Origin of the sequence: Parabacteroides sp. Marseille-P3160, from assembly GCF_900162725.1 — a bacterium.
Lineage (GTDB): Bacteria > Bacteroidota > Bacteroidia > Bacteroidales > Tannerellaceae > Marseille-P3160.
This window is the reverse complement of the sequence record NZ_LT799418.1, coordinates 515,359-539,482: the sequence shown is the minus strand read 5'-3', so window position 1 is coordinate 539,482 and position 24,124 is coordinate 515,359. Positions and strand designations below refer to the sequence as shown.

At 43.4% G+C, this 24,124-nt stretch carries 23 protein-coding genes; 17 read left to right on the top strand and 6 right to left on the bottom strand.

Annotated elements, in window-relative coordinates; all coding sequences use genetic code 11:
• Positions 1-46 precede the first annotated feature (46 nt).
• Together BQ8014_RS02165 and BQ8014_RS02160 are read left to right on the top strand one after the other, a co-directional pair.
• Entirely contained in the window at positions 47-415 is a 369-nt protein-coding gene (locus BQ8014_RS02165) for a helix-turn-helix transcriptional regulator (RefSeq protein ID WP_080902926.1), read from the top strand.
• A gap of 74 nt (positions 416-489) precedes the next feature.
• Entirely contained in the window at positions 490-873 is a 384-nt protein-coding gene (locus BQ8014_RS02160) for a hypothetical protein (RefSeq protein ID WP_080902925.1), read from the top strand.
• Between the two features lie 87 nt (positions 874-960).
• On the opposite strand, the gene BQ8014_RS02155 is transcribed toward BQ8014_RS02160, so the two are convergent.
• On the bottom strand, positions 961-2,178 hold the full coding sequence (locus BQ8014_RS02155; RefSeq protein WP_080902924.1) for a site-specific integrase: 1,218 nt from the start codon (positions 2,176-2,178) through the stop codon (positions 961-963).
• Positions 2,179-2,359: 181 nt separating this feature from the next.
• On the opposite strand from BQ8014_RS02155, the gene BQ8014_RS19480 reads away from it, so the two are divergent.
• Genes BQ8014_RS19480 through BQ8014_RS02145 form a run of 3 tightly spaced genes read left to right on the top strand, consistent with a single transcriptional unit; the run spans position 2,360 to position 3,417 of the window.
• The gene (locus BQ8014_RS19480) at positions 2,360-2,521 is read left to right on the top strand and encodes a hypothetical protein (protein WP_200814332.1); all 162 of its coding nucleotides are present in this window, start codon (positions 2,360-2,362) and stop codon (positions 2,519-2,521) included.
• A 6-nt stretch (positions 2,522-2,527) separates the two neighbouring features.
• Complete coding sequence (locus tag BQ8014_RS02150; protein WP_080902923.1) at positions 2,528-2,965, top strand: D-Ala-D-Ala carboxypeptidase family metallohydrolase; 438 nt, start codon at positions 2,528-2,530, stop codon at positions 2,963-2,965.
• Positions 2,962-3,417: a hypothetical protein gene (locus BQ8014_RS02145; protein WP_080902922.1), complete on the top strand. Its 456-nt coding sequence runs from the start codon at positions 2,962-2,964 to the stop codon at positions 3,415-3,417. Before BQ8014_RS02150 ends, BQ8014_RS02145 begins: the two co-directional genes overlap by 4 nt.
• On the opposite strand, the gene BQ8014_RS19845 is transcribed toward BQ8014_RS02145, so the two are convergent.
• On the bottom strand, positions 3,407-3,532 hold the full coding sequence (locus tag BQ8014_RS19845) for a hypothetical protein (RefSeq protein WP_255376290.1): 126 nt from the start codon (positions 3,530-3,532) through the stop codon (positions 3,407-3,409). The two genes, BQ8014_RS02145 and BQ8014_RS19845, sit on opposite strands and share 11 nt — an antisense overlap.
• 141 nt (positions 3,533-3,673) lie before the next feature.
• Between BQ8014_RS19845 and BQ8014_RS02140 the strand changes: the two genes are divergently transcribed.
• From BQ8014_RS02140 to BQ8014_RS02115, 5 genes are all read left to right on the top strand, one after another.
• Positions 3,674-3,907, top strand: coding sequence for a hypothetical protein (locus BQ8014_RS02140; protein ID WP_139785049.1), 234 nt, complete (start codon positions 3,674-3,676; stop codon positions 3,905-3,907).
• A 496-nt stretch (positions 3,908-4,403) separates the two neighbouring features.
• Entirely contained in the window at positions 4,404-6,083 is a 1,680-nt protein-coding gene (locus tag BQ8014_RS02130; RefSeq protein ID WP_080902919.1) for a tetratricopeptide repeat protein, read from the top strand.
• Positions 6,084-6,588: 505 nt separating this feature from the next.
• Positions 6,589-7,413, top strand: coding sequence for a metallophosphoesterase family protein (locus BQ8014_RS02125; protein WP_087880534.1), 825 nt, complete (start codon positions 6,589-6,591; stop codon positions 7,411-7,413).
• A complete protein-coding gene (locus BQ8014_RS02120) occupies positions 7,394-8,020 on the top strand; it encodes a hypothetical protein (protein ID WP_080902917.1) in 627 nt (208 codons plus the stop codon). The genes BQ8014_RS02125 and BQ8014_RS02120 overlap by 20 nt, the downstream gene beginning before the upstream one ends.
• 378 nt (positions 8,021-8,398) lie before the next feature.
• On the top strand, positions 8,399-9,481 hold the full coding sequence (locus BQ8014_RS02115; RefSeq protein WP_080902916.1) for a glycosyltransferase family protein: 1,083 nt from the start codon (positions 8,399-8,401) through the stop codon (positions 9,479-9,481).
• Between the two features lie 10 nt (positions 9,482-9,491).
• Here the strand turns inward: BQ8014_RS02115 and BQ8014_RS02110 are convergent, their stop codons facing one another.
• Complete coding sequence (locus tag BQ8014_RS02110; protein WP_080902915.1) at positions 9,492-10,727, bottom strand: M16 family metallopeptidase; 1,236 nt, start codon at positions 10,725-10,727, stop codon at positions 9,492-9,494.
• A gap of 135 nt (positions 10,728-10,862) precedes the next feature.
• On the opposite strand from BQ8014_RS02110, the gene BQ8014_RS02105 reads away from it, so the two are divergent.
• The 3 genes from BQ8014_RS02105 to BQ8014_RS02095 all read left to right on the top strand — a co-directional run bounded on the left by BQ8014_RS02105 (position 10,863) and on the right by BQ8014_RS02095 (position 14,406).
• Positions 10,863-11,477 carry an SIS domain-containing protein gene (locus BQ8014_RS02105; protein ID WP_080905764.1) on the top strand — a complete coding sequence of 205 codons (615 nt, stop codon included), beginning with the start codon at positions 10,863-10,865 and terminating at the stop codon, positions 11,475-11,477.
• A gap of 25 nt (positions 11,478-11,502) precedes the next feature.
• On the top strand, positions 11,503-12,426 hold the full coding sequence (locus BQ8014_RS02100) for a carbohydrate kinase family protein (RefSeq protein WP_080902914.1): 924 nt from the start codon (positions 11,503-11,505) through the stop codon (positions 12,424-12,426).
• Between the two features lie 207 nt (positions 12,427-12,633).
• Complete coding sequence (locus tag BQ8014_RS02095) at positions 12,634-14,406, top strand: DEAD/DEAH box helicase (protein ID WP_080905763.1); 1,773 nt, start codon at positions 12,634-12,636, stop codon at positions 14,404-14,406.
• Between the two features lie 96 nt (positions 14,407-14,502).
• On the opposite strand, the gene BQ8014_RS02090 is transcribed toward BQ8014_RS02095, so the two are convergent.
• Both BQ8014_RS02090 and BQ8014_RS02085 read right to left on the bottom strand, forming a co-directional pair.
• A complete protein-coding gene (locus tag BQ8014_RS02090) occupies positions 14,503-15,354 on the bottom strand; it encodes a glycoside hydrolase family 16 protein (protein WP_080902913.1) in 852 nt (283 codons plus the stop codon).
• Between the two features lie 157 nt (positions 15,355-15,511).
• Positions 15,512-16,684: an anaerobic sulfatase-maturation protein gene (locus BQ8014_RS02085; RefSeq protein ID WP_080902912.1), complete on the bottom strand. Its 1,173-nt coding sequence runs from the start codon at positions 16,682-16,684 to the stop codon at positions 15,512-15,514.
• Positions 16,685-16,954: 270 nt separating this feature from the next.
• Between BQ8014_RS02085 and BQ8014_RS02080 the strand changes: the two genes are divergently transcribed.
• From BQ8014_RS02080 to BQ8014_RS02065, 4 genes are all read left to right on the top strand, one after another.
• A complete protein-coding gene (locus BQ8014_RS02080) occupies positions 16,955-17,842 on the top strand; it encodes a Ppx/GppA phosphatase family protein (protein WP_080902911.1) in 888 nt (295 codons plus the stop codon).
• Between the two features lie 110 nt (positions 17,843-17,952).
• Complete coding sequence (locus tag BQ8014_RS02075) at positions 17,953-18,756, top strand: UDP-2,3-diacylglucosamine diphosphatase (RefSeq protein ID WP_080902910.1); 804 nt, start codon at positions 17,953-17,955, stop codon at positions 18,754-18,756.
• Positions 18,757-18,831: 75 nt separating this feature from the next.
• Positions 18,832-20,898 (top strand): polyphosphate kinase 1, encoded by a 2,067-nt coding sequence (ppk1, locus tag BQ8014_RS02070; protein ID WP_080902909.1) that lies wholly within the window; start codon positions 18,832-18,834, stop codon positions 20,896-20,898.
• On the top strand, positions 20,870-21,754 hold the full coding sequence (locus BQ8014_RS02065) for a Ppx/GppA phosphatase family protein (protein WP_080902908.1): 885 nt from the start codon (positions 20,870-20,872) through the stop codon (positions 21,752-21,754). The genes ppk1 and BQ8014_RS02065 overlap by 29 nt, the downstream gene beginning before the upstream one ends.
• 348 nt (positions 21,755-22,102) lie before the next feature.
• Here BQ8014_RS02065 and BQ8014_RS02060 read toward each other — a convergent pair whose 3' ends face one another.
• The gene (locus BQ8014_RS02060; RefSeq protein ID WP_080905762.1) at positions 22,103-24,115 is read right to left on the bottom strand and encodes a glycoside hydrolase family 97 protein; all 2,013 of its coding nucleotides are present in this window, start codon (positions 24,113-24,115) and stop codon (positions 22,103-22,105) included.
• Positions 24,116-24,124 lie beyond the last annotated feature (9 nt).

The window sequence follows — 24,124 nt, the reverse complement described above, 5'->3', positions numbered from 1 at the left end:
TAAGTGATTAATCGAGTATAAATATACAGAATTAAATCTGTAAAATATGAGCGATAATATAAAATACAGGATTACAAGCTTTTTAAATTACCTAAAAATCGGCCAAGGCAAATTTGAAGAGATATGCGGTATAAGTAATGGGACCGTAAATAATATTAAAAGAGGCATTAGTTCTCCAAATCTCGCTAAAATATCTAATGCTTATCCCGATTTGAGTCTTGAATGGCTTATTACCGGTAAAGGGAACATGCTTAAGTCAGTAGATAAATATTCCGGCAAGGACGGAGACAAATCCTCAAATGAGGAAATTGAACAACTCAAAGCCGAAATCAACATGCTAAGGGGAGAAAATCGCATACTCAGGGAGCTTCACGGTCTCGGAGAAAGAAAAGGTAAGGACTCCGCAAGTGCGTAATCATTAATTTTAAAACGAAAATAAAATCATAGTTGTATCAAAAAAAATATTTTAACTCTTTAAAATATAAAAACATGGGACAGTTATCTGATAATAAAAAAACCGGCATAATCGCATTGGTTGGTCTTTCTCTTGTAATATTAGCTATCGTGTATAGTGGCGATGATAATAACGATCATAATAATGAGTTATCAAAATATACTGCTTATAATATTTCTCAAGATTTCGTGAAAAGATTCTTAAAAACTCCCGCTACAGCTAAATTTCCTTCATTTCAAGACATAACAGTACAAAACACATCCGAAAACACTTTTATCGTGAAGGCGTATGTTGATTCTCAAAATCTCTTCGGCGCATTGGTTAGAAATGATTACCTCGCTACAGTCTCACGGCAGTCACCTAATAGCGACACGTGGAATTTAGTATCCCTCGAAATTGATGATAATCGGGTTAAATGATACTGTTGAACAAAATCGTCGGTAAATTTCAATGTTTCCTCTTCCAACATCAGCGAATCCCCGATCTTTGTTTTTTGCCCTAATGGATTATTTATCTGATAACCCTAACGCATAGTCTATAACCCTCCGATTTGCCTCATCTACCTTCTTTCTATTAAAGTCGATATAAACGTCGGTAACGGTTGCATTTTGAGAGTGCCCAAGGGCGGCGGCGATGGTTTCTTTCGGTATATCCAATTCAGCCGCTAACGTAGCCCATGTGTGCCTAAATACGTAAGTGGTTAACATGGGAATTCCCATCTTTTTCCCGACCGAACGTAGGTATTTGTTGACCTTTTTAGAAAAAGATCCGTGCGCAAGGAAATCGTCTGAAAAACGAAACACTCTATTTTTCCCCTTATATTTTTCAATCATCCGGATCGCTTCCGGCTCTGTCTTAATATCATACATCCGGCCAGTTTTCGCCCGTTTGTAAAATATTCTTCCAGAATGATATTCTTCCAGGTAGTATAGATCTTTTATATTGATACCTATCAGAAAGAAAATGATCTTTGCCACATCAACAGCCCAATTTTCCTGAACGGATCCGGAGTAATCGAAAATGGACTGTATTTCTGGAAGTGATAATGCCCTCTTCCTGGTAAGTTCCCGGACTATTTTATACCTTCGGAAAGGGTACAATTCAAGCCCGATAAGTTCCTCATCGATCGCACTATTAAAGACGGACTGGATAACCTTTAAATGCACCGACCTGGCATTAGTACTTAATCCATCTCGAATTATATTACCATCCTTATCTCTTAGCTCTTCGTTTTTCATCTTTCTGTCAAACGAATCAAGCCACTTATAATTTATTTCATCGAAGAACACGCTTTTCCCAAAATAACGTTCAATTTTCTTCAGCGTCGATTGATACGATCTCTTTGTCCTTCCTGATTTCCTGGTTATAACTTCCCGACAATATGCGTTAAATGATCTGTTAGTCATTATGTCTCCGCCTTTATCCAACATCTTTTTGAACTTGACGGGTGATATATTATCCCGACCTTCAACTTGCAAGGATAATAGCAGGTTTTGCGCACGTGTCAAATCGTTTTTTATTCGTATGTTAGACCTCTGATTTTCCAATTTGGTGGCCTTATTAGATAGTAATAGCAGGTTGTTTGCCGGATCAAACTCATCCGGATCAACATAAATACCCAATGATGAAAGTGCCGTCTTCCCGTGATTAGAGAAACTCAATTTAACAGGATACAGACCATCTTTATTAGCTCTGCGAGCGTCTACAATTACTTTTATAGTCATAATTTTTGCAAGTTTTTTGCAAGTTCAATGACGCAAATATATCAGTTATGTACAGAATTTGCAAGTAATTGCAAGTATTTTAAAAGCATTCCATGGTGCTATATCGGGATATGATTAATCTTATATTTCTGTAAAACAGGTTAGTAAGTGCTTGTGGTTTTTATTTTTTAAGGGGTAAAACGTGCTACTCTGTGTAGCCGGCCTTACGTTGGTCTTTTTCGGATTCTGGGTTCCCCCGACGGGGGAGATCGACAGTAGCGTGCTGGTTGCATTCGGAGAGGTCTGCACCTTTTCCGGCGCATTGTTCGGCGTGGATTATTCTTACAAGATAAAAGTAAAATAAACGAAGATGGAGATTAAAAATAGAAAAGAAAGGATGAACCCGGAACAGCTCGGAAGCTATTTCATGTTAAGCGAGTTTACTTATAGCCGGGTAGCGATTGAGCATGGATTAGATAATACGCCGCCACCCCGTGCGGTCGAAGCGCTGAGACATCTGGTAAGCAAATTGCTCGACCCGTTGCGCCGGCTGTACGGCGGCCCGATCCAAGTCACCAGCGGCTACCGCTGCGAGGAGCTGAACCGGTTGGTCAAAGGTGTTGCCAACTCGCAGCACCGGCTCGGCGAGGCGGCCGATCTCTATGTGTTGCAGCCGAAAGCGTTGCTAGACTGTTTGCTGGATTCCTCCCTCCCATTCGACCAGGCGATCTATTACCGGAAGAGGCATTTCCTGCATCTTTCGCTGAAACAGGAAGGGAATAACCGCCGTCAAGTTTTATACCAATGAAACGGACGATGTTTTTTATCCTTTTAGGATTCCTGACTTACTTAGCTGTCTCTTGCTCGGGTAGCCGTAAAACGGTACGGCAGACGACCGCCTCCCGAACGGATTCCGTCAGGGTACAAAAGCGGGACAGCCTCCGGGAGACTACGCAGCGGCAAAAGGAGTATCGAACGGACCAGTGGACGGAGCAATTCGCCTTATCGCCTCCCGACAGCCTGGGCAAACAATACGTCCGGACCGTCACCCGGCGGATCACACGGGAACAAGGGAGTGAGCAGGCCGAGAGTCTCTTTACACGTATCGCCGATACGACCGGGGAAGCGGTCCGTCATTCGGAGGTACAGGAAAAGGTGAGCGAAAAGAAGCGGGAAGCCACTCCGTGGATTTGGTATGGAATCGGGCTGTGCCTCGTAGCGGCGGCAGCCACGGCCGTATGGTTCCGTTTCAGGCGGTAGCCCTCCGTCCGGAATAGTCCGGCAAGGCCCCCGGCCGGCAGCGATCCGAATCGTTGTCCGTCCGGGGGCCTTCTTTTTCCGGCGAGAGCCGAAGAAGGAATAAATGTTTCTTCATACTTGAAAATGTTTAATTAATAAATAAAATTGAAAATCGCTGTTTGTTTTTTATACATTATTCTATTCCGTTTGTTGTTCCCTTTTTAGTACCTTTGCTATTGGCACTTCTCGGAAGTGAAACTTTATAAAGATGATAAATATGGAACGCATTGTATTGGAAGTAGATAGTAGTACCGCCTCCGCCTGGCGAAAAGTGCCGGCTGAAATTAAACGGCAGTTTATCAAAGAAACAGAATTAAGGATGAAAGAGCATGTTCGGTTGGCAGAGCAAGATGAATTTAAACAAGCCTTGACAAATCTCCGCCGCCAAGCTGCCGAAAACGGTTTGACCAAAGAGATTCTCGAACAACTGCTTCATAATGAAGTGTATTGATTTGAAATAAGTCTTCAATACAATCAGCACTTTCAAGGGCTTCAATACGGAGTTTGTAGCTCTTTATTACCTCCGGTTGAAACCGGTGCTTTTTATCCGATGTTTTCCCTTTGTAATAAAGTCCAGACAAATATTCTTTCTCAAAAGTAATTTCCATATCATTTATTTATCCGATATAAAGATAGGGGTATTTCTCGATATACACAAAAAAAGTGTATTTTTTGCGGTATTGCAAACCAAAACGGATGCAACCCTTTGAATGTTAGTATTTATTAGCAACGGCGTAGCGGCAGCCGGTTGGTTCTGGCTCGGACGATAGAATAGTTGCGTGAGGAAACATGGAAAGAAAACTCGTTCGAATGACGATTCAAATTGTCCGGGCGAGTTTCTTTTTAATCAAAAACAAGCCAAAAACCTTCCATAAAACATTTTTACAGCAGAAAAGTTAACAACGGGATCTTTTTCTATCTTTGTGTATTCGCTCAAATACAATCTCATGCCACAATTAAAGTCTATACGGTTTTGCATTATCTGCATTTTATCAAGCGTATATCTGATTTCCTGTAACAAAGAAACCTCGCATACGGCCGGTTTATTGGATACGGCCGAAAGGCTGGTCGAACAAAATCCCGACAGCGCCCTGGCCTGCCTCGATTCCATCATGAATCCCTATGAATTAAGCAAACAACAATACAATAGATATTTGTTATTGCAAATTCAGGCAAAAGATAAAGCGAACAGGAATATCACTTCCGATACTCTCATCTTCCGGGTAAAGAATTATTATATAGCTAAAAAAGACAATAGAAATACAGCTTTGGCTTACTTTTATTGCGGGCGGGTATTGCAGGAGCAAAAGAAAGGGGAAGAAGCGATGTCTTGTTATTTAACGGCAGAAACGTATGCGAACCAAGCGGATGACACGAATCTAAAAGGACTGATACAAAGTGCGGTGGGGAGCATCTTATTCGACCAATTATTAAAGGACGAAGCTATCTACCGATTCAAAAGGGCCGTTGCATACTTTCAGAAAATCAAAAACCGGAAGAATGAGATTGGGATCTACACTCTCATTGGAAATTGCTATCTGTTAAAAGCAAAAATAGACAGTGCATCCCACTATTATACTAAAGGACTTGCATTGGCTGAAACCGTAAAAGACAGCATCCGGTCGGCAATGATTAATCAGAACATCGGAGTTCTTTACCGGGAAAAAGGCGATTATATCCAAGCGAAACAATCCTTCAAAAAAGCTATTCCTTATGCAATAAATGAAACGGAACAGGCGAGAATCTATCTCAATATAGCAAAGGTTTTTGAAAAAGAGAATCAAAAGGATTCGGCCCTGTTTTATGCACATAAAGTTCTTGCACTTCAAGGAAAAACAGAAGAAAACCATCTGCTGGCTAATACCTACTCTCTGTTGTCCAAGATAGAGGAAAGTCGGGCTAACTTTCAGAAAGCGTTGGAATATCATAAAAGCTATACCCGTTATCTGTCTTCCATCATAGACGAAAATAAGAATAAAGCGGTTCTGGATATCCAGAAGAAATATGATTTCGAACGGATACAGAATGAAAATAACCAATTGGCATTGCAAAAAGAGCGTACGCTTCTATTTGCTTCGGCCGCTTTTTCCATATGCATTTTAATTGTCTTCTTCTTTTACCTCAAAAGCATCCATGACAAAAAGAAGGTGGCAGAAACGGAACAAAAATTACATGCCCTGATGGATATGGCTGAAAATTATAGAGAACAAGAACGCTCTATCCATAACACTTTAGTCCGTCATTTCGAAATATTAAGAAAAGCGGCTCTTTTGGAGAGTAAGATCGCAGAGCAGGATAAAAAACAATCGCAGAAACTGATCAAGGAATTCAATGAGATCGTTTATGGGCAAGATTCTTTGGATTGGGATCTGCTGTATCAATCGATGAATGAGTTGGAACATGGATTTTTCGACCGCTTGCATGCAAAATATCCGCAATTGGACAAATCGGAATTTCGCATCTGCTGCTTGACGTATGCCCAATTCAGCCGAATGGAAATTGCAGTCGTCCTGAATCTGAGTACCAGTACTATCCAATCGAAAAGGGCTACTATACGGAAGAAATTAGGACTCGATTCTTTCGGAAACATTCAATTATATATAGACAACGAATTGCGTAAATCTTGATTTTATCGAATATCCGGAGTGTCCTTTTAAATAAAAGCGATATCCAACCGACATAAGCAATAGCGTAACCATGTTAATTTCAGAATATTATATTTTTCAAAAAACAAAAAAAGCGACACTCCACCAATAGCTTATTTCATAGTAAAATCAGATCATATAGATTTGAAGACCAAAATAATTATAAAACTGGTCTACAATGAAAAAAGCGGCTCCACTTTCTTGTTTCATGATTTGTGCAGCTATTTGCACACATGTTCTTGCGTATTCAACTCTCTTGACAATCGTTAATGGAATTGAAAGCGGTAGTGATATAGCTTATGCCATTAAGTTTTTTCAATAATACAATAAAAAGGAGGTGTGTCACTTTTATATATTTTCACGAATTATGCATTTACATTACTCCTTATTTCTCGGTTTTCTCTTATTATTGTATTTAGTGGTATTCTTGGGGAAAGAAAATGTTCCATCAAAGGCTAATATTCATATGTTAAAATATAAGACTTTTATGACATTATTCTTTTTTCCCTTTCTTTTAGCCTCATTCTTATACTCATGCGACAACTTTGAGTATCATCCATTGGATGGTAAAATAGATATTAAAAATGGGCCAAGAAATCCAATTGCAATATCAACTATTCAAAAAAAACATTCTAAGGATTCGCTTAAATTTGTTTTTATTGGTGATACCCATAGAGATGACGGTGACACCGAGGATTTTGTAAAACATATTAATAAAAGAAAAGATATAGATTTTGTAATTCATGTTGGAGATTTTACTGATTTTGGATTGAAAAAAGAGTACGAATTATCTGAAAAAATTCTATCCCGTCTAATTTATCCTTATATAGTGCTCATAGGAAATCATGACATAAGGAGTCGAGGGGACATTACCTATAAAAGCGTATATGGAGAAGAGGATTTCTCCTTCGTTGTTTCTAATGTAATGTTTATATTTTTAAATACCAATATGTTAGAATATGAAAAACCTGTTAATATACCGAATATTTCTTTTCTCAAAGAACAATTAGAATATATTAATGATCTGAGTTCCATAAACAAAGAAAAAATAAATAAGACAATAGTTATTATACATTCTCCACCTAAAGGTGAACAATTTTATGATAAAAAGCTATCAGAAGAGTTTCATGAAACGATAAAGAAATTTCCAAACTTACTTTGTTGCTTGCATGGGCATACTCATCGTTATTCAGATGTGGATCTGTTTGAAGATGGCATTAGATATTATGGTTGTGACAACATAGCAAAGCGAAGTTATTTGGTATTTACAATAACAAAAAAGGGTTATACACATGAATATGTTATATTTTAAACTGCCTCTGTTACTAATGCTATGTTCAACAAAGTTTAATGCCCAAGAGAAAAAAGAGTATAATATCCCTTCTCAATCAGCTTTCATAAAAGTGTTTGCACCTAAATACACTAAATTGCAATATGCAGGAGGTATGGGAATGTTTTATTTAGGGATGGGATGGGGTTATGGGAAAAATCACTGGGAAACAGAATTATTGTCTGGTTTTGCCCCAACCCCGGCAAATAGACCTACGCTATTTACAGTAACCCTAAAACAGAACTATCGCCCTTGGGAGATTATAATAAATAAACCATTTACATTTGATCCTTTAAATACAGGAATATACATTAATGCAATATTAAATGATAAAAAACTATTCTCTTTTAATCCAGATAGATTCCCTGATGGATATTACTGGCATTCCGAGAGATTCAGATTAAATATATTTATAGGAGAACGACTTAAGTATAAGTTGAAGAACCAAAACTGTATAATAAAATCGGTCGCATTTTTTTATGAAGTCAGTTCTTGTGACTTATATATAATGCAATCTTTCACCAATAGCAAGATGAGTTTAGAAGACAGACTGATTTTATCTGTTGGTTTAAATTTTAATTTTATCTAATGCCACTTCGTGTATTTTATAGGATATGTCATTGAAGAAATATTACAGAACAGGAAGCAGCTATAATACAATATATTCAATTTAAATATATGAGAATCAAAGGAAATTACTTTTCAGAAAGAATGAGTAAAACTGTATTTCTTTTAAGATGTTTTGGGTTCATGGGTGTATTTTTTATTATTCTTTTATTAACTGTTTCTTGTTCTGAAGATAATTCAAGTTCTAATTTAAAAATCATTGCGAAATCGGGAAGGTTTTGAATAAAGATCTTTCTGCAAAGAAAAAATTAGGTATACGGTATTTATGGAAGGCGGTTATTTCTTTTAACAAGAATGCCTATCTTAGCGGCAGCAAACAGGAAACCGAAAAAAATAGTCTATGAAATATCTATTTGTTGTACAGGGCGAGGGAAGAGGACATCTTACACAGGCAATCTCTTTGGCAGAAATGCTGCGCCGCCATGGGCATGAAGTGATCAATGTCTTAGTCGGCAAGAGCAGGGGAAGGGAATTACCCGCCTTCTTTGCAGAAAAGATAAAGGCTCCTATCACAACTTTCGAAACCCCTTCTTTTGTCTTCAAAAAAGACAAGAAGCATATCAATCTGCTCATGACCGTGCTTTATAATGTCAATCCTCCCAAACTAAGAAGATACAACCGGAGCATAGAACTGATTAACAAAGAAATTAAGAAGAATAAACCGGATGTCGTTATCAATTTCTATGAGATGCTGACCGGGATGTGTCATCTTCGCTTTCGCCAGGAGATCCCTTTTATCAGCATCGGACATCAATACTTGCTGAGGCATCCGGAATATAAATACGGCAAAGGAGATACTCAACAACTATTACTACTTCGCCTTCATGCTATTCTGAGCAGTATCAGCACGACCAAAACGCTTGCTCTTTCCTTTTATCCGCTCAAGGATTGCCTGTATGAACGTATTGCCGTAGTTCCTCCGCTATTGCGCCATGAAGTGCTTGAACTGAAACCGGAGGAAGGCGATTATATCCTGGGGTATATGCTGAATCAAGGCTATGAGGAAGAGGTGCGTAACTGGCATAAGAAACATCCGGAGACACCCCTCCATTTCTTCTGGGATAAGAAAGACGCTCCGAAAGAATTAAAAGTCGATGACACTTTTACACTCCACAAGATAGACGACGAACTTTTCCTGCATTATATGAAAAACTGCCGCGGATATATTACCACCTCCGGCTTCGAATCGGTTTGCGAAGCACTCTATTTAGGCAAACCGATCATGATGATTCCGGCCCATATCGAGCAAGAGGTTAATGCCGCCGATACGGTGTCTACCGGAGAGGGCATTATTGGTAAAAGTTTCGATATCTCGGCTTTACTTAGTTATATTGAATCCCGAAAACCGGCGGAGAACACATTCAAAGCATGGGTGGAATCAGCCGAAGAGATCTTTATCAAGCATTTGACGACCTTCGTCTAACCTGTCCGGGTTAATAATAGATCAATTGGGACAAAGCATCCGGGGCCAGGATTTCATTGGCGACTTCCAACAGGTCGGAAGCGGTAATCTGCTCTATCTGGGCGATAACTTCCGGCAGGCTGTCATAACGGTCGTAATGCAGGAAACTTTTTCCTAAAGCCAGAAATGTCCCCTCCTTATTATCACTGGATACACAAAACTGTCCGATCATTTGCTTCTTGACTGCCGCCAACTGCGTGGTTGTCAATTTTACCTCCCGCAATTTTTTCAGTTCTTTATGCACCAGCGATAAGGCTTTTTCCATCTGTCTCGGGTCCGTACCGAAGTAAATGGAAAAAACGCCGGTGTCGGTATAAGAGGTTACATTCGACTCGACCGTATAAACCAGCCCCTGCTTTTCCCGGAGCGATACGTTTAACCGGCTGTTCATCCCCGGCCCACCCAGGATGTTATTCAGCAAATAAAAGGGAACACGTTTAGCATCGTGTAAACCGTAGGATTGCCCCCCCAGCAAAATGTGTGTCTGGTGGGTCTCTTTTTTCTTCCGGAGGGAATGGGGAATAGAGGTCTGGGGCTTCTTCCGGTCAGGATGCCGGAAACCGTTCGAGGCCACACATAAATATTTTTCCGCTAAATTACTGATCCGCTGAAAAGGGGTTCGTCCCATAGAAAAGAAGACCAGATTTTCCGGACGGTAATAACGCTCCACAAAGGAACGTCCGGAAGAGGTGTCGAAGGTACGTAAGGATTCCTCGGTCCCCAGGATTGCATGTCCCAAAGAATGTCCGGCAAATAAAAGATTCTCAAATTCATCAAAAATCAACTCCGCCGGGTCGTCTTTATATGAATTCAACTCATCTAAAATAACCTCCCTCTCCTTATCGATCTCCGCCACCGGAAAATTAGAATGAAAAACCAGATCGCTCATTAACTCTAATGCCCGGTTAAAATGTTCTTCCATAAAAATGGAATAGACAAAGGTCTCTTCCTTCGTCGTATAAGCATTCAATTCACCGCCCACATTCTCCATCCGGTTTAAGATATGCCAGGATTTGCGCCGGGCTGTTCCTTTAAAAAGCATGTGTTCGACAAAATGAGCCAACCCGAATTCATGCTCACCTTCATCCCTAGTACCTGCCTGAACGACAAGCCCGGCATAAGATACCGGAGAATCAGTCTCCAAATGGACGATTCGAAGCCCGTTGGGGAGTATTGCCGAGTGAAATATCTCTTTTTCTTTTTTCATCGCACAAAAATACGACAAAAAGAGAGATTATCCTCTCTTTAGTTTTTAAGCCCGGATAGATTGTTTTCTCACCGAAAGATGTACTTTTGTAAATCTTATGATCTCATTAATATTAATACAAGGATCCGATCACACATGACAACTGAAGATATCACATCTATTCTGACCAAAGAGGCGGAAGCCGTACAAAACATCCCTATTACCGAAGGCTATGGACAAGCTGTCGAACTGATCGTCCGGCATGTACATGAATTAGGGGGAACCCTCATCGTCAGCGGCATGGGAAAAGCCGGACAAATAGCCATGAATGTCGCAACGACTTTTAGTTCGACCGGAACGCCGGCCTTCTTTCTACATCCCAGCGAAGCGCAGCACGGAGATTTGGGCATTGTCCGTCCGAATGACCTTATGTTGCTCATCTCCAATTCGGGGAAAACAAGGGAACTGGTGGAATTGACGGAATTGACACACGGGCTGGTGCCGGATATGAAGTTTGTCGTGATTACCGGCAATCCGGACAGTGAACTGGCCAAAGCGGCAACGGTTTGCCTCCCGACAGGAGCTCCGGAAGAGGTGTGCCCTTTAGGGCTGACTCCTACAACCTCCACAACGGTCATGACCGTGATCGGAGATATACTGGTGGTAGAGACGATGAAGAAGATCGGATATACGAGCAAGGACTACGCCAAGCGGCATCACGGCGGATATCTGGGCTCCAAAAGCCGGGAATTGAGCCGGAATGAAAAATGAAATACAAGTATAGCAATAAGGTAAAATGAGAAAAGTCATCGGAATCGGGGAAACCATCCTCGACATTATCTTCCAAGGAAGTAAACCAATTGAAGCCGTTCCAGGAGGATCCGTATTCAACGGGCTCGTTTCTTTGGGGCGGGCGGGCGTTCCGGTTACGTTTATCAGCGAGTTGGGAAATGACCGGGTCGGAGAGATCATCCGCCAATTTATGAAGGAGAACCAGATCTCCACCGATTTCGTCGATTGCTTCCCCGACGGGAAAAGCCCGGTCTCTTTAGCCTTTCTGGACAACGATCACAATGCCAGTTACCTTTTTTATAAAGACTACCCGAACCAGCGGTTGGAAGTTCCGCTTCCTCCCATCAATGAAGACGATATCTTTATCTTTGGTTCCTACTACGCCTTAAACCCGGTATTGAGGGATCCGGTAACGGAGTTCCTGCAATACGCAAAAGAACGGAAGGCTATTATTTATTACGATCCGAATTTTCGCAAATCACATGCCCATGAAGCTATCCGGCTGCGGCCGACAGTAATGGACAACCTCGAATTTGCCGATATCGTACGAGGTTCCAACGAGGATTTCTTCAATATTTACGGTGAGTCGGATATGGATTTCATTTACAAAGAACATATCCAGTTTTATTGCGACCGCTTTATCAGCACCCATGGAAACGAAGGGGTAGACCTTTACACCGGCCGGGGCAAGCATCATTATGATGTTCCTCCGATCGAAACGGTCAGTACGATTGGCGCCGGAGACAATTTCAATGCGGGCATTTTGCTGGGACTGCTGAAGTATGACATTCATCGCGAGGATCTTCCCAACCTTTCGGAAGAGCAGTGGGGAAAGATCATCCAATGCGGCATTGATTTCTCCGCGGAAGTTTGCCGAAGTTACAACAATTACGTATCACGGGATTTCGCGTCCTCCTATTTCCAATGAAAACCCTTTTTCCTGAAAAAACAAAATAGAAACGAAAGCATCCTCCATCCAAGCGGCTTTAAAAATATTTTTGCTCCAACTCATTAATATAAGGATTATTATACGTACCTTTGCAGGCGTATTTTTTATATACTTATCTTATAGTAAATTTTGAAAACATTTGAAGAATTAGGAATTGCTCCGGTTATACTTAAGGCAATTCAGGAAATGGGTTTTGAATCCCCAATGCCCGTGCAAGAGGAAGTGATTCCTTTGCTACTGGGCGAAGACAATGATGTAATTGCATTAGCACAAACAGGAACGGGCAAAACCGCCGCTTTCGGGCTTCCTATCTTACAGAAAATCGATATATCCCAGAGACAGCCGCAGGCTTTGATCCTGTGCCCGACACGCGAACTTTGTTTGCAGATTGCCGGAGATCTGAACGATTATTCCAAATATATGGAAAAGCTGAAGGTCCTTCCGGTTTACGGAGGTTCCAGCATCGAAAGCCAAATCAAAACGCTTCGCGGCGGGGTACATGTGGTCGTTGCTACGCCGGGGCGCCTTTTGGATTTAATGAACCGCAAGACAGTAGACTTGGGGACGGTTCGCAATGTGATTCTGGACGAAGCGGACGAGATGCTGAACATGGGCTTTACAGACAGTATCAATGCGATTCTGGCTGAAGTGCCGGAAAACCGCAACATGCTGCTTTTCTCCGCTACCATGCCGCAAGGCATCGCCGGCATCACCAAGAAATATATGCGCTCTCCGAAAGAGATCGTGATTGGAAAGAAAAACGAGGGCAACAAAAATATCCGCCACATCTATTATATGGTACATGCGCGCGATAAATACCTTGCCTTGAAACGGATTGTCGATTTCTATCCGAATATCTACGGCATCGTCTTTTGCCGGACGCGCAAAGAGACACAGGAAATTGCCGACAAACTGATACAGGACGGCTATAATGCTGATTCCCTACACGGGGAATTAAGCCAGGCCCAACGGGATTACGTAATGCAAAAGTTCCGCATCAAAAACCTGCAATTGCTGGTGGCGACCGACGTTGCCGCCCGCGGCTTGGATGTGGACGACCTGACACACGTCATCAACTACGGCCTGCCGGATGAAATCGAGTCCTATACCCATCGTAGCGGACGTACCGGACGCGCCGGCAAAACAGGAATTTCCATTTCCATCTGCCATATCAAGGAGAAAGGGAAAATCCGTGAAATCAGCCGGATTCTGAACAAGGAATTTGAAAAAGGAACAATACCCAGCGGGAAAGCGATCTGTGAAAAACAGCTGTTCAACCTGGCGGACCAAATAGAGAAAGTCAAGGTCAATGAAGATGAGATTGCATCAATTATCCCTTCTATCTTCCGCAAACTGGATTGGCTGGAAAAGGAAGACATTATCAAGCGTTTGATTTCATTGGAATTCAGCCGGATGCTTGAATATTACAAGGATGCCAACGAGATTGAAGCAGTGGACGAACGTTCCGGACGGAGTGACGAAGGGGATGGAAAAAAAGGACGCCGTTCCTTCGAATCGGAAAAAGGCTATGCCCGTTTCTTCCTGAATTTCGGAAAGGCGGACGGCTTATATCCGAACCAACTGATTGAATTGGTCAATAAATGTGTACCGGGCAAAGTACTGATCGGCAAGATCGATCTACGCGATAATTTCTCCTTCTTCGAAGTCGAGGAACGGGAAGCAAAGCGGGTCATGGACGGTATGAACGGATTCGAAGTCGACGGCCGCCGTATTTCGGTAGAGCCGGCGCAAGGTAAGAAAGAGGGAGGAGGCACCCGCTACGGAGGCAAAGACGGCGGCAGTGGCTTCCGGGGCCGTGGAGGCAACAGGGATAGCTATGAAAGCGACCGCTCTTCCAAATGGTCGGGCAAAGGCGGCAACAGTGATAAGCCCTGGCGTCGCGGAGCATCTTCCGACCGTTCTTTCCGTAAAGAAAGCCGTTCCAAGTCAAGAAGGTAATCCATAAACACTACCTAATAAAGAGCGCCGGTTCATCAAGAGCCGGCGCTTCTTCTTCATATCTATCTCTTTATTTTGATTTTATATACTCTCGCTCTATTTCTGATATACCCTTACGTAATCAATCTCATAACGAACGGGAAATATCCCCGGATCGATTCCCTGCAATCCTCCCCAATTTCCTCCTATCGCCAGATTGAGCTTGAGATAAAAAGGGACATTGAACGGCCAGGTTCTCTTATCCCCTTTCCTGTCATTCTCAAAAGTAAAATAAACAACACCGTCCACACTTCCTTCAATCTTATCTTCAGTCCATTCCACCGCATAGATATGAAACTCCGTTTCCGCATTTCCGATCGATTTCATAGCCGTCTTTTCTGTATGAGCGACATGATTGTAGGCATCGGTATGTACGGACGCCTGGACGATTTCCGGCCGGTAGCCAACATATTCCATGATATCAATCTCTCCATCCAATGGCCAGGAGCGAAAATCCTTCGGCAACATCCAAAAAGCAGGCCAGACACCCCGGCCGCCGGCCACTTTCGCACGCATTTCAAAATAGCCGTACTTCCATGACTTTGCCGTATTCATACGTGCGGAAATATAATCGGAACCCTGATAAGGAGTTACCAGTTTGAAAGCGGTAATGACCAGGGAGCCATTCTCTATCTTCGCTACTGTATCTTTCCCGAGTACTCTGTCGACATAATATTGAGGTTCATTGTTTCCCCAACCGTTGTTCCCGGTTTCGAACCACCACTCCTTACCAGGCAAAGGATAGGCCCCCGTACTGCCGGGCAACTCATCGAATTCATCGTTCCACACCAGGCGGTAGCCGGAAGGACCGCCATTCTCACTTTCGATCTCCGGGACAGGATCATCCGACCCGGCACAAACATTCATGGCAAGGAAGGAGAAAAGAAATACGATAACTATCTTATTCATATATTTTACATTAAAACAGGACCGCCCTGCGACAGTTCTATTATTTTATTATCTACTTTCATTCCGCAGAAGACACGCTCCCGGGGGATACATGCTCCGGGTTTGCGCCCCGCTGCCCAATTGGTCTTTGTTGAAATTTAATTTTTAAATGTTTGCCTTACTGATTCAGATATTCCATAATATTGGCAGGAGGGCGTTTATTTAATAACTCCTTTTTCATGTAATCCATATAGGGAGCTACATGGGTATAAAATTTATAATATCCTTCACAGAGATAGTTTAGTCCCGGCTCGCCGTCTTTCGTAGAGATGATGCGGTTTTTGGGACATTCCCCGTGGCAAGCGAACAGGACATCGCAGTTTTTGCACTGTTGCGGCAACTTTTCGTATTTATCCAGGCCGAATTGCTGTTGCTTTTCGGAATACATCATTTCCGTCAGGCTCTGCTGCCTGATGTTTCCCAGTTTATAGGCCGGATATACAAAATGGTCGCAACTGTACACGTCACCGTTGAATTCCATCACGCCGGCATGTCCGCAATATTTGGATAAGGTACAGACGCCCGGCTTTTCTCCGACCCAATTGGCCAGTGTCGAATCAAAATACTGGACATAATAGGTCCCGACATCATTCCGGACCCATTCGTCAAATATCGCAATCAGGAAATCTCCCCATTTGCCGGCAGGGACATTCCACGGGGCAGGTTTCCCGTCGATGCGCTCTACAATAGGGGAGAACTGGATAAACTGAGCGCCGATCGATTTGAAAAACCGGTAAAACTCCAACGGATAATCGACATTATAATCATTAACGACTCCCATCACGTTGAAATCGACCTCATGCTTTTTCAGTAACTCAACACCCTTCATTACCTTATAAAAAGTCGGCCCTTTATTTACATCCCTCCGATACTTGTCATGGCAATGTTGCGGCCCGTCGATGGAAATACCGACCAGGAAATTATTCTCTTTGAAAAAGCGGCACCAGCGATCGTCCAGCAACACGCCATTCGTCTGGATGCTATTTTCAACCTGCCGTCCCCGTCCGTAAATGCGCTGATAGTGTAAAGCCTTTTCATAGAAAGAGAGGTTCCGCATCAAGGTCTCCCCTCCGTGCCAGGTAAAATTGACGGCGGGAGAAGTCTGGGATTCAAAATATTCCTTTACAAATTGCTCCAACAATTCATCCGACATTGTAAAACGATTCACATCCGGATAAAGTCCCTTCTTTTCCAGGTAATAACAGTAGGCACACCTCAAATTACAAACAGCGCCGATAGGCTTCAGCATGACATAAAGAGGTCTTGCAAAAGGAGCATAGGTTGCATGCATTGATCTTTCTATTTTATTATATTATACCAAACCGCCATCCATTCCAAAGGCAAACCGGCAGGCGAATAAACAAAAGTACGGATTTGCATGAAGACATAAATACCCTTTTCATGGTATTTATGCTGCATTCTTTTATTATTCTCCCAAAGGAAGGAATTCTTTCACTCTCCGATTAATAAAAACGTCACCGAATATTCACAAAAATGTAATCCCCTCTTAATCATTTAGTAACATTTTGCCCTTAATTTCGTCTGAAAAATCAAACAAAGAATGGATACGAAACGTTTAGCCGCCATTGATATCGGTTCCAATTCTGTTAAGTTATTAATTACCGACGTCATAAGTTACGGCGGAAAGCTCTTTTTCAAAAAAGACCAATTGGTGCGGATTCCATTAAAGTTGGGGGAAGATACCTTCACAAACGGCTTCATCAGCGAAGAGAAGAAGGAAAAGTTGGCACTCCTGGTACAAGCACTTTGCTCGCTTATTAAAGTCTATGACATCGAAGACTGGAGAATTTGCGCCACCTCTGCCCTTAGGGAAGCAACCAACCGAATAGAAGTGATAGACTATATACGCAAACAGACAGGCGCCCCGGTTGAAGTCCTTGACCCAAAGGAAGAGTTCCGGTATATTCTCCTGAATAATGTAGAACACAACCTGGAACCGGATCGGGCCTATATTTTCACGGATGTAGGCGGAGGTTCGACAGACCAGATCATTTTTTTCCAGAACAAGGAGATCGCTTCCGAGTCTTTCAAGTTGGGTACCATCCGGACATTAAGCGAAGAAGACGAAGCGGCAGAATGGGATAAACTGAAAGGATGGTTGAATATGCATTGCAAAGAATTCCCCAAAGTTTCCCTTATCGGTTCGGGAGGAAATATCAACAAGCTGGATTCGCTTCTTCGCCGGTGCGGCCGTATCCGCCGGGAAGAACTGATCGCCTATGCGAGGAAATTGAGGGGGATGACGCCCGAAGAACGCGTGTTAAAACTTAATATGAACAGAAACAGGGCGGACGTAATTCTTCCGGCTATCAATATTTATCTGAGAATAATGAAAATGGTCCATGCGCTGGTTGTCGAAACCCCGATTATCGGGATCGCGGACGGAATCATAAAGGATCTGTATTTGAAAAAGAGCGCTATCCAGTAACCCGGAAAGAAAAAAAACAAGGAAGTTGCGAATTAACCGTAATTTAACAAGAAAGATATCATTCCTTCACAATCAAATAATTCCTTTGAATTGCAAAAGGGCGAAAAGTCATGAAAGAAACAAAACATCATAAGACGATTGTATTATCGGATATCCATTTGGGATCCAAGTGGTCGAAAGCAAAAGAGGTTACTCGCTTTTTAAAACATAATTCATGTGACACGCTTATTCTCTGTGGGGATATCATTGACGGATGGAACCTGATACGCGGCAGAAAAGCAAAATGGAAAAAGAAACACACCACTTTCATCAAGCTGCTCCTGGACCTCCAGCACGACACCCGGATTATCTATCTAAGAGGGAATCATGACGATTTCCTCGACAGGGTTCTTCCCATGCATTTCCAAAATATCCATATCGTTAAGGATTATATCCATACCAGTGGGGACAAACGTTTCTATGTCCTTCACGGAGATGTTTTCGACACGGTGACCAGCCGGTTCAGCTGGCTGTCCAAGATAGGAGACGTAGGCTACACGCTGCTTCTGCATATTAACAAGGCATACAATAACATGCGCATAAAGAAAGGGCTTCCCTACTATTCCCTGTCCCAAAAGATAAAAGACAAGGTGAAAGCATCTGTATCCTATATCAGCGATTTCGAGAACCATATCGTCAATATCGCCAAGGCGAAGAATTGCAACGGGGTAATCTGCGGCCATATCCATCATCCTGAAAAACGCTATTATGGCGACATCTTATATCTCAATTCGGGAGATTGGGTGGAGTCGCTATCGGCATTGACAGAGGACTATACCGGGAATTGGGAAGTCGTCTATTATGCCAAAGAAAATGAAAAAGAAACGGAGACCAGCGCCGAAAAGGAAAACAAATTGGTCCCTCTTGCCGTTTAAAGAATAAGAAGCATTTGTTTTCTCCCCTAAGAAAGCGGGATAAGGAATTTCAGAGAGACATCTAAGTATTTTAAAATGATAAATAACAGAGACTTAAGCTGGTTGAATTTTAATGAACGCGTACTGCAGGAGGCGCAGGATAGGAACGTGCCCCTCTTGCAAAGACTCCGTTTCTTAGGGATTTTCTCCAATAACCAGGATGAATTTATCAAAGTACGGGTCGCGAACGTGACCAGGATGGCCCAACTCAGAGGGAAGAAAACGCCTAAATTTTCAGGGAATTATACTGCTCAGGAATTATTGCCTCTTCTCAATGCCAGAGTACTGGAATGCCAGAATAAATTCGGCAAGGTCTATCAGGAGGTCGTCTCCGAGATGGAGGAAAAAGGAATTTACCTTGTTAGCGAGACACAATTGAACGAAGAGCAGAAGGCCTTTTGCCGGACTTATTTTTCCTCGGTCGTAAGCCCGAGGCTGGTTCCGCTAATCATCCGCAAGAGTACCAAGATGCCTTTCCTGATGGATAACTACATCTATCATGCCGTAAAACTAAGTTCCGACAAAAGGGCGACGGTACGTTACGCCGTCATTCAGATACCCGTAAGCCAGGCATGCCCCCGCTTTATCGAATTGCCATCTCTGCCGGGAAAGAGTGAAATCATCTTCTTGGACGACATCATCCGCCTTTGCCTGGACGACATCTTTTTCATGTTTAATCTGGAACATATCGCGGCTTACACATTTAAATTTACGAGAGACGCCTTACTTACCCTGGACGACGATATTTCGAAAAGTTTGTTGGAGAAAATGGAAGAAGGGTTGGAAAACCGGCTGCACGGGCAACCGGTGCGGCTAGTCTACGACCGGGAGATGCCGGAAGACCTATTGCAAATCATCACTTCGAAGCTGAACATAAAAGCGCATGACAGCATAGAGCCCGGAGGACGGTATCATCTGAAAAGGGATTTGATGAAATTTCCCTGGATCCGTCCGGATCTGGAATACCAAAACCCGCCTGCGTTGTTTCACCCGGACATCAAAGCCTTTTCCAGCGTCCTGAACGTCATCCGACGGAAAGATATTCTGTTGAATTATCCTTACCATACATTCAATCACTTCATCGACTTCCTCCGGGAAGCGGCTATCGATCCGAAAGTGGAAAGCATCTTCATCACGCTCTATCGTACGGCCGAACATTCAAAGGTAATTAACACCCTGATCAATGCCGCCAAAAACGGGAAGCAGGTAACGGTCTTACTCGAACTTTTCGCCCGTTTCGATGAAGAGCAGAACGTCGAAAACTCCGAACTTCTCCAGAAGGCCGGCGTCAAAATCATCCATGGCGTCGACGGGCTGAAGGTACATAGCAAATTAGTACTTGTAGAGCGGAAGGAACGAGCCTCTATCCGGGGCTATGTCTATGTCGGGACCGGAAATTTCAATGAATCGACGGCCAAAATCTATTCCGACTTCGGCCTGTTTACGGCCAATACCCAAGTCGTGGCAGACGCCCGGATCGTCTTTGACTTCCTGGTAAACCCACACAAACGGTTTACCTGTAAACGGCTGATGGTTTCTCCCTATTTCATGAGGAGCCAGTATAAGGACTTGATCGAAAATGAAATCAAGAACGCGCAGAAAGGGAAAAAGGCATTCATCTATGCAAAATTCAACAGCCTAACGGATGAAGAGATGATCAAGTTACGGTATAAGGCAAGCAATGCCGGCGTCAAAATCAGGCTCATTGTCCGGGGTTCCTGTTCCCTGCAACCCCAAAAAGAAGGGGAAAGCAAGAATATAGAGGCCATCAGCATTGTGGATAAATATCTGGAACATGCTCGGTTGGTTATTTTCTGCAACAATGGAAACAACCAGGCATTCATCTCGAGCGCAGACTGGATGACAAGAAATCTGGACCGGCGCGTAGAGGTAGGAATTCCTATCTTAGACGAATCGATAAAGAAGACACTCAAATCATTTTTCAGAATCCAATGGTCGGACAATATCAAGGCCCGCGATTTGAGCGAGTTCGGTAAAAACAATTACCGACAGAATGGAGAAACACCCTGTCGTTCGCAGGTTGTATTATACGATTTTTATAAAGACATAGCCCATGAAAACGGAAACGTATGCAGCGATTGATATCGGATCCAATGCGATCCGACTGTTGATTAACGATATAGACCAGAATGCGTCCACGACGGAGTTTAAGAAAACAGCCTTTCTCAGAGTCCCGATTCGTTTGGGGGAAGATGTGTTCGATGAAGGAAAGATCAGTGAAAAAAAACGGCAACGCCTGGAAGACGCCTTAACCGGCTTCATCCATATCATGCGAGCCTATGGTGTCAGCAAATACCGCGCTTGCGCCACCAGCGCCATGCGGGATGCCTCCAACGGGGCTGAAGTCGTCAGTAAGATCAAAGAGCTTTGCGGGATCGAGATCGAGATCATTAACGGCCGGGAAGAAGGAGACATCATCTATGAAGCCGGAAGACTAGACCAGATGATGGACCAGGAACGGAATTACCTTTATGTGGATGTAGGCGGGGGAAGCACGGAGATCATACTTTACAGCAACCATCAGAAAATTATGTCAGAGTCCTTCCAAATCGGAACGGTACGCATGCTGGCAGACAAGGTAGAGAAGATGGAAAAAAAACGTTTTAAGGAATGGCTGAAGGAAGTCTACAAAGGGTATTATCCGATGAGTATCATCGCTTCGGGAGGCAATATCAACAAAGTGCACAAGCTACTGGGCAAAAGGGAAAACGAACCGATCGGGTATACGGAGCTCAAGATCCTTTATCAGACATTGAAGGAAATGAGTTACGAAGAGCGGATCCTCAATTATCAACTGAAATACTACCGGGCGGATGTGATCGTTCCGGCGCTGAAAATCTTTTCCACGATCAGCAAGATTTGCAAAATAGACCGGATATATGTACCTAAAGTAGGCCTTGCCGACGGCATCATCCATCATTTATATTACGAAAAATAATAATTGGGATCTATTTAAAAAAACTCAAGATCAAGACAGTGACTTGTACGAAAAAAGCTTACACCCAGGGCAAACTCCTGTTATGTTCGGCGGAAGCGGGAGCTTTGCTTCCAACACGACGGAGTGAGGACACTCCACCGAACAAATAGGGAAATGCATTTCTCCTGAGGTTATACCTCTTTAATTTTAAGTTGTGTAAACTTTTTTCCTTACAAGTCAAACTCAATAAACCCAGGCAAAAAAATCAGTGCACTGAATCATTTTATTCAGTGCACTGATTGTAGAAAACGAGTATACTGATTAGAGAATTTCAGTTAACTCATTTTTTTCATCTATTTCAGACTCTTTTTACGAGTTTCCTTTTGTGATTTTAAGGACACAACCTCCGCCGGGAGCCAGTTTCACACTGAGCTTCCCGGACGCCGGAATGGAGATTTCCTCTTTCACGTAATCACGCGCTACACGGTCGGCATTGATGCCGTCACGGAAAATCTCCGCCCGGTAGGAACCTTCTCCCAGGAAGGAAAGATCCAGCTCCAACGTACGGGCATCCCAATTGGTCAAAGCGCCGACGTACCAGTCGTTGCCTTTCTTACGGGCAATGGCAATGTATTTGGACACTTCTCCGTCCAGCGAAACCGTTTGATCCCAAGTGGTCGGTACCGATGCGATGAACTCAAGGCATTCCTTCTCCGCCATATAATTGGAAGGGTTATCGCAAAGCATGTTCAATGGGGATTCGAAGACAATATATTCCGCCAGTTGGCGACAACGGGTTCCCTGACTCATCGGTTCCGAATTGCATGGATAGTAATTATTCTTCGTCGCATTCCGCATCGCGCCTTGCGTATAATCAAATGGGCCGGCAGCCATGCGGATGAAAGGAATTGTTACGTCATAGGTCACCTGATCCACGCTTCCAGGCGACCATTTCATAGTCTCCAGACCATGCACCCCTTCGTAATTGATTACATTGGGATAAGTACGGTGCAAGCCGGTCGGCTTATACGTTCCGTGGAAGTCGAGCATCAAATGATACTTGGCGGCTGTTTCGGCCGCCCGCCGGTGGAAATTCACCATCGCCTGGTCGTCGCGATCCATAAAGTCTACCTTAAAACCTTTGATCCCCATTTCGGAATAATGCTTGCAGACCTTTTCCAAGTCCCGGTCGAAAGCCAGGTACCCGGCCCAGAGGATTAGTCCGACTTTCTTACTGTCGGCATAACGAACCAGTTCCGGCAAGTTAATCTCAGGAACGACCTGCATCAGATCCGCCTGTAAGTTGACCGACCATCCTTCGTCCAGAATAACATACTCGATTCCATGTGCGGAGGCAAAGTCGATATAATATTTGTATGTCTCGTTATTGACTCCGGTGCGGAAATCAACGTGATACAGGTTCCAATCATTCCACCAGTCCCAGGCCACTTTCCCAGGTTTGATCCAGGCTATATCTGTAAATGTAGCGGGAGAAGCCAACTTATAAACCAGATCGTTATCCGCCAACTCCCGGTCTTTTTCAGAAACGACAATGACCCGCCAGGGGAAGGAGGTACCCTTGTCATATTTCGCAAGGTAAGCCTCCCGCGACTTTACCACGCCTTGCAAACGATTATGCCCGCCCTGCTCGATTTCCTTGGGATAAGGCGCGAAAACGCCCTGCAAACCGGGAGATCCATCCGGGTTATGCAGATACATACCCGGATAATTCAGCAGGTCGCTCTCGGTAATCAATACCTTTTTTCCATTAGGCCCTTCCACTAACAACGGAAGGAATGTCAGACGCTTGCTATCCCATTTTGACAGGGGAATATGCTCATACGTATTTTCGAACGAGTTAAAGAACTGGGCCTCAAACCCGGCATCCGTCCGTCCCTTCACATAAGGAACAAACGCCTGGGCGTCCGCCGGGAAACGGAAAGAAGCCTGTTCGCTTTGAACCTCGAAGCCCTTGGAGGAAGTCGACACAAAGCGGTAAGCCACCCCTTCGTTGTAGGCGCGGAAAATCAAAGTATAATCTCCCTTGAATTTCAAAGCCAACTCATTGAACTCGTCTTTGATCTCAGCCCGCTTATAGACAGGAGGTGCAATCGTCTGGTTCACGCTACGGGTCGATTTCTTCTGAAACTTCGGATCGATGCCGAAAGCCTGCCCGTTCGTCAGAGTCATCGAAATCGGCGATGGGCTTATTAGCAGATCGCTCCCTTGCGTAACGGAGTATTCGATCGTCTTATCGATCGTAATATCCACCTGCAACTGCCCGTCGGGAGCTTTTAAGGTAAACTTTTTCTCAGCGAAAGAAAAGGAGCAGACCATCATCGAGGCGGCCGCCAATAATAAAACACGGTATTCATTTCTCATAACCAATAA